This window comes from Micromonospora sp. NPDC048935, from assembly GCF_043197875.1.
Taxonomy (GTDB): Bacteria; Actinomycetota; Actinomycetes; order Mycobacteriales; family Micromonosporaceae; genus Micromonospora.
In genome coordinates, this window is sequence record NZ_JBICTZ010000026.1 from 1 (window position 1) to 6,697 (window position 6,697).

Below are 6,697 nucleotides of genomic sequence, written 5' to 3' on the forward strand. Positions count from 1 at the left end.
CGGTCGTTGTCCCAGCGGTCGGCGGGGATGGGGGTGATGGCGGTGCGGGCCTCGGTGAGCAGTCGCCAGAATTCCTCCGGGCCGTCGGCGCCGGGGAAACGGCACCCGATCCCCACCACCGCGATCGGCTGGGTGCGCGCCGCCCGCAGGGCGGCGGCCTCGGCCCGCGCCACCCGCAACTCCAGCAGCGCCCGCCGGAGCAGGTCCTCGCGTTCCGAACGACTGTCCCGCTCCTCGGGCGCTGCGGTCGCGTCGACGGCCCTCATGCGGTGCCTCCCGTGTCCAGTTCCTGCCTCAGGAGCCCCAACAGGTCGTCCTCGCTCAGGTGGGCGAGCTCCGCTTCCAGCCCGGCCAGGTCCACCGCCGGCTCGGCCGGGTGCGGCGCCGGCCCGGTCGCGCCGTTCGGGGACGGGACCGGTGCCTCCGGTGGCCCGCCGATCAGCTCCGACAGCAGGAATCTGGCCAGGGCCGCGACCGTGGGGTTCTCGAAGGCCGCGGTGGCGGGCACATCGGTGCCCAGCCGCCGGGCGAGCCGGTCGCGCAACTCGACGCTGGTGATCGAGTCCATCCCGGCGTCGAAGAAGCCGAGCTCGCGGTCCATCCGGGACCCGGACTGCCGACCGAGGACCACCGCGAGTTCGACCTGTACGGCGTCCTCAAGCATCCGGACGCCGGCCGTCGAGTCGCCGGCCGCACGCAGTCGGCGGGCGAACTCCTCGTCGTGGGTGCCGCCCGTCTCGCCGGTCGGGCGCATCGTGGCGAACATCGGCCGCGAGCGCTTCGCCTCCAGCACCGGAAGCAGCCTGTTCCAGTCCAACGGGGCAACCGCGACCTGACACCGGATCGGGGCCTCGTCGGGAGCCACACCGGTGAGTCGGTCCAGCGCGGCGAAGCCGAGGTCCCGGCTCACCGGCGCGGTTCCGGTGGCCCGGAAGGACTCGCCGTGCTCCCGGGCGAGTGAGCCGTCGGCCCACCAGCCCCAGTCGACGGTCAGGGCGGGATAGCCGCGCTGCGCGCGGTCGTGCGCGAAGACGTCCTGGAAGTGGCATGCGGCCACGAGGTGCCCGGCGAGCGCGGCCCCGAAGACCGACCAGGCCGAGCCGCAGGACACGAAGAAGTCGAGCGCGGCGTCCTCGGCGGCGGCGGCAACGACGAGCGTGCCCTCGACCTTCGGTCGCAGGATCGTGCGGAACCCGGCCCAGTCGATGTCCGCCAGCGGCCGGAGTTCGAACAGGCCCGCGGCGTGGATCACCCCACGGACGGCCGGCCACGGTGCGCGGTGCGGGTCGAAGACCGCGCGCATCGCCACGGGGTCGGCGACATCGCCGTCCGGGGTGTACACCGTGGCACCGTCGCGGCGCAGCCGTTCGATGGCGGCGAGGGTGTGGCGTTCGGCGTCCGCCGGGTCGGCCTGCCCGGCTGCTGTCCCCTCCCGCGCCAGCGGGCCGCGTCCCAGCAGGACCAGGTGCCGCGCTCCGCGTCGGTACAGCCATTCGGCGAACAGCACGCCCAGGGCGCCGCGACCGCCGGTGACGAGATACGCGGCCTCGGGGTCGAGCGTGCGGGGCGTGGACACGACGTCGCCGGGACTCCGGCCGGTGTCGACTCGTACCAGCCGGGGCACCATCCGCTGTCCGGCGCGGTACGCGACCTGGTCCTCGGCGTCCGGATGAAGGATCTCGCGAGCGATCGTCGCGGCCTCCGCGTCGGGGTCCGGGTACCGCGGATCGAGATCGATCTGGCCACCCCAGATGCCCGGCTGCTCCATCGACACGGCCCGTCCGAGCCCCCACGCGGGTGCCAGCACCGGCACGCACGGCGCGTCGCCGGCCGGGACGGCGCCGCGGGTGACCGCCCAGAGGCGCGCGCCGGCCGCGATGCCGGGTGCCGACAACGATCGCGGCGCGGTCAGGAGCGGGCCGCACGAGGTGCTCAGCGCCTCGTTCCACTCCGGCCCCGGCGTGCGCAGGGCCGGGTCGGCGTCCAGTGCGGCAAGGTGGACGACACCGCGCAGTGCGTCGCCGGCACCGCGGATCGCCTCCGCCACGGCGGAGAACCCGTCGTCTGGGCTCAGCGTCTCCGAGCGGACCAGGACACACGTGTGACCCGCCGCCTCGAGGTGCGCGGCCAGCCGGTCCGCGACGCCGTCCGGGCCGGCACCGGTCAGCACCCAGCGGCCGGCGTCCCCGGAACCACCGGTGCCGTTCGCCGAGGCGGGATCCCGGGAGTCGGGCTGCCAGGCGACCTCGTACAGGGACGCGTCGACGTCGTTCTGGACGTCCCGCTCGGCACCGCTCTGCTGCCGGGTACGCCCATTCGACGTGGCGGCCGGTGCGGAGGACTCCGCACCCCGCGCGGGTCGGGGCCAGGCCGGCCGATCGGGAATCCAGAACCGCTCCCGCTGCCAGGGATAGCTCGGTAGCCGGACCCGTCGGCCGTCGCCCGGTTGCAGCGCCGCGTGGTCCAGCGGGTGGCCGAGGACGTGCAGCGCTCCCGCGGCGTCGAGCATCGACGTGCGACCGTCGTGGTGCGCGCGCATCGACTCGACCGCGACGACCCCGGTCCCGTACCCGTCCAGGCACTGCAGGATGGGGGTCGCCAGAGCCGGGTGGGCGCCGACCTCCAGCACGACGTGGTGGGCCGCCCCCGCGGCCCCGCGCAGCGCTTCGGTGAAGAGCACAGGTCCGGTGACGTTACGCGCCCAGTAGTCGGCATCGGCGAAGCCAGGCTCCGCGGGCCCGCCGGTCACCGTCGAGTACACGGCCAACGTCGGCGGTGCCGCCGCGAGATCCCCGAGTTGCGCGCGCAGCGCCTGTGCGGAGTCCGCCATCGCGGGCGTGTGGAACGCGTACTCCTCCTGGACGATCGACCAGAACACGCCCCGGGAGCGGAGCGCACCCGCCAGCTCCACCATGGCCGGGTGGGTGCCCGCGACGACTGTGTTGCGTGGACTGTTCACCGCCGCGATCGACACCGCCGCGCCGTAGGGCGCAATCGCCTCGGCGGCCTCCCGCCGGTCGAGCCCGACGACCGCCATCATCCCGCCGCCCCGGGTCGCGCCCATCGCTGCCGCGCGTCGTACCGCGACCTCGCAGGCCTGTTCCAGAGTGAGGCAGCCGGCCGCGTAGGCGGCGGCGATCTCTCCCACGCTGTGGCCGATCACCGCATCGGGCCGTACACCCCAGGACTGCCACACCTGGGTGATCGCCGCCTGGACGGCGAAGATCGCGGGCTGGGCGACGACCGTGTCGTCCAGCCGCGACCGCTCCGGACCGGCGAACAACTCGTCGCGCAGCGACCAGCCGGCGAGCCGGCGCACCACCGCGTCGCAGCGCTCGATGACCTCGTCCACGGCAGGATGGCGGGCCAGGGCGCGGCCCATGCCGGGCCACTGCGAGCCCTGCCCGGAGTAGACGACGATCAGCCGATCGCGGCCGTCGCGGCGTGCGACGCCACGGCGGACGCCGTTGCGGTTCTCCCGCCCGCCGGCGCCCGTATCGCGCACGCCGCGCCCGGCCTCCGCCGACCGGGCCAGCAGGTCCGCCGCCCGCTTCGCGGAGTCGGCGACCACGGACAGCCGGTACGGCAGGTGCGTGCGGTGCAGCGCGGCGGTGCGGGTCACGTCCGCGAGGACCAACGCGCCGTCCTGCGCCTGCTCGAACATCCGCCGGTACGCCTCGGCCGTGTCGTCGAGCGCCTCGGGTGAGTGCGCGGACAACAGCAGCAACTGGGCGTCCGGCTGGTCGGGGCGAGACGGGGACGGCCCGGACTCCGGCATTTGCGCGGACTCGGGCGCCTGCTCCAGCAGCACGTGCGCGTTGGTGCCACTGAAGCCGAACGAGCTGACTCCGGCGATCCGTGAACCGTGCCGCGGCTCCCACTCGACGGGCCGCGCGGGAATCCGGACGGGGATCTCCCCCCACGGGATGTGCGGGCTCGGCTGTTCGAAGTGCAGGTGGGCGGGGATCTGTCGATGGCGCAGGGCGAGCGCCACCTTGATCAGACCAGTGATCCCGGCTGCCGCTTCCAGGTGCCCGATGTTGGTCTTGACCGAGCCGACCCAGAGCGCGTCGTGGCGATCGGATTCCGGCCGCAGCGCGTCGACCAGGGCGCTGATCTCCAGCGGGTCGCCGAGTGGTGTGCCGGTGCCGTGCGCCTCGACGTAGCCGACCTCCTCGCGCCGTACCCCCGCGTCGCGCAGCGCGTCGCGCAGCACCGCGACCTGCGCGCGCCCGTTCGGCACCGTCAGCCCGGCGCTGCGACCGTCCTGGTTGACCGCGGAACCCCGGACCAGCGCCCAGATCTGGTCACCGGCGGCCTGCGCGTCGGCGAGCCGTTTGAGGACGACGACTCCGCAGCCCTCGCCGCGACCGTACCCGTCGGCCTGGGCGCTGAAGGACTTGCACCGCCCGTCCGGGGCCAGCGCGCGCATCCGGGTCAGGCTCGCCGTGGTCAGCGGGGACAGCATGAGGTTCACGCCGGCGACGACCGCCAGGTCCGTCTCGCCGGAGCGCAGGCTGCGGGCGGCCAGGTGCACGGCGACGAGCGAGGACGAACACGCCGTGTCCACGGCGAGACTCGGGCCGTGCGTGCCCAGCAGGTGCGACAGGCGCCCGGCCGCCACACTGAAGGTGTTGCCGGTGGCCAGGTACGGGTCGTCGGCGGCGGCCGGGTGCGCCGCGAGTAGCTGTAGGTAGTCGGAGGTGTTGATGCCGACGTACACGCCGGTCGCGGAGCCGTCGAGCGTCTCGACCCGGACGCCGGCGTCTTCGAGCGCCTCCCAGGAGACCTCGAGGAGCAGCCGCTGTTGCGGGTCCATGCTGCGCGCCTCGCGGGGCGAGATGCCGAAGGCGGCGGCGTCGAACCCGTCGACCGGGCTCTCCAGGAAGCCGCCGCGCTGTCCGTACGAGGCGGCGCCGTCGGACCGGGCCGGCGTGTCCCAGCGGTCGTCGGGCACGTCGCCTGTCGCATCGCGCCCGTCGCTCAACAGTCGCCAGAACGAGTCGGGATCGACCGCACCGCCGGGCAGTCGGCACGCCATCCCGACGATCGCGAGCGGTTCGGCGGTGCCGGGTCGCGGTGCGCGCGGTGCGGGCTCGACGGCCGGGCGGGGGGCGGGTACGGGCACCCGGGCGTCGACCGGGGACGGCTCGATCCGGGCCAGGTACTCGGCCAGCCGGCGGATCGTGGGGTGGTCGAAGACCAGGGTCACCGGCAGTCTCCGCCCGAGTTCACCCTCCAGGCGCGTACGGATCCGCAGGGTCATCTCCGAGGTGAGCCCGAGGTCGAACAGGCCGATGTCGGGGCTGAGCTGCTCCGGGCGGTGCAGCCCGAGCACCGCCGACACTTCGGCCTGCAACCGGTGGACCAGGTCGCCCACCCGGGCCGGGTCCGCGCCCGCCGCCGCGACGGGGAGAGGCCGCGGCGCGGGAGGGCGCGCGTGCGTGGCCGAGCCTCCCGTGCCGTTGGCCGAGCCGACCTGGACAGCGCCCGGGTCGGCCTGGACGGTGGCCGGGCTGGCCTGGACAGTGCCCGGGTCGGCCTGGACGGTGGCCGGGCTGGCCGGACGCTGTGTCGGGAGCCAGTACTCGCGGCGTTCGAAGGGGTACCGGGGAAGGTCCGGCAGCACCTCCGGACGGGTCGTCTGCGGCGACCAGTCGACCGGCCCGCCGGCGACCCAGGTCCGTGCGAGTGCCTCGACCAGTCGCCGGCGCGGTTCGGTCGTCCGGGGCAGCGAGGGGACGCAGGTCCACTCGGCGCCGCTGGCGGCCGCGACCGCCGCCGCCGAGGAGAGCAGACCGCCCGGTCCCAGTTCGATGAGGATCGTCGTTCCCCGGTCCAGGGCGGTGCGCAGGGCCTCGTCGAAGTGGATGGGCGCGCGGCTGTGCCGCACCCAGTACTCCGGGGTGGACACCTCGGGCCCGGCGAGCAGCCCGGTGGTGTCCGACACGAACGGCACCGTGGCCGGTCGCAGGACGGTCTGGGTGAATGCCTCGCCCAGCGCGCCGAGCATCGGCTCCACCTGCGCGGTGTGGAAGGCGACAGGCACGGACAGCCGTACCGTGCGCAGGCCCTCGTCCGCCGCCAGCGCCGCGAACTCCTCGACGGCGTCGGACGGTCCGGCGACGACCGTCTCCCGGGGGCTGTTGCGCAGGGCAACGTGGACGGTGCCGTTGGCGACGGGTGTCAGGCTGGCCAGGCGTGCCGGGTCGCCGAACACCGCGAGCATCGTGCCGTCCCCCGGCAGGTCCGCGATGAGGTTTCCGCGTACGGCGCTGAGCCGGGCGCCGTCGCGCGGCGAGACGATTCCGGCGAGTGCGGCCGCCGCGTACGCGCCCGCGCTGTGTCCCAGGACGGTCTGCGGGACGATCCCGTGCGCCCGCCACCAGGCCGCCAGTGTCCAGGCCAGCGCGTAGAGCGCGGACTGGGTGTGGCGTGGGTCCTCGCGCTCCGCGGATCCGTTCGGGGGGTCGAGCAGGACGTTGATCCCCGCTTTGCCGGCCGGCCCGGCCGCGTCGGCGAGCGAGTCCAGCGCCGCGGTGATGAGTGGGTCGTTCTGGTAGAGCTCGGCCAGGGCGCCGCGCAGCGGTGTGCCGTGGCCTGGCACGAGGAAGGTGATGTGTGCGGTGGTGGTGGGTGGGGTGTGGTGGTGGGTGAGGTGGGGGTGGGGGGTGTTGGTGGTGAGGGCGGTGAGGGC

At 74.7% G+C, this 6,697-nt stretch carries 2 protein-coding genes; both read right to left on the reverse strand.

Features of this window, described 5'->3' with window-relative positions:
- Positions 1-266, reverse strand: a 266-nt coding sequence (locus ACGFIW_RS33685; protein ID WP_393324586.1) for a beta-ketoacyl synthase N-terminal-like domain-containing protein, incomplete at its 3' end; no start/stop codon positions are given.
- Positions 263-6,607, reverse strand: coding sequence for an acyltransferase domain-containing protein (locus ACGFIW_RS33690; RefSeq protein ID WP_393324589.1), 6,345 nt, complete (start codon positions 6,605-6,607; stop codon positions 263-265). The genes ACGFIW_RS33685 and ACGFIW_RS33690, both read right to left, overlap by 4 nt.
- Between the last annotated feature and the right edge of the window lie 90 nt (positions 6,608-6,697).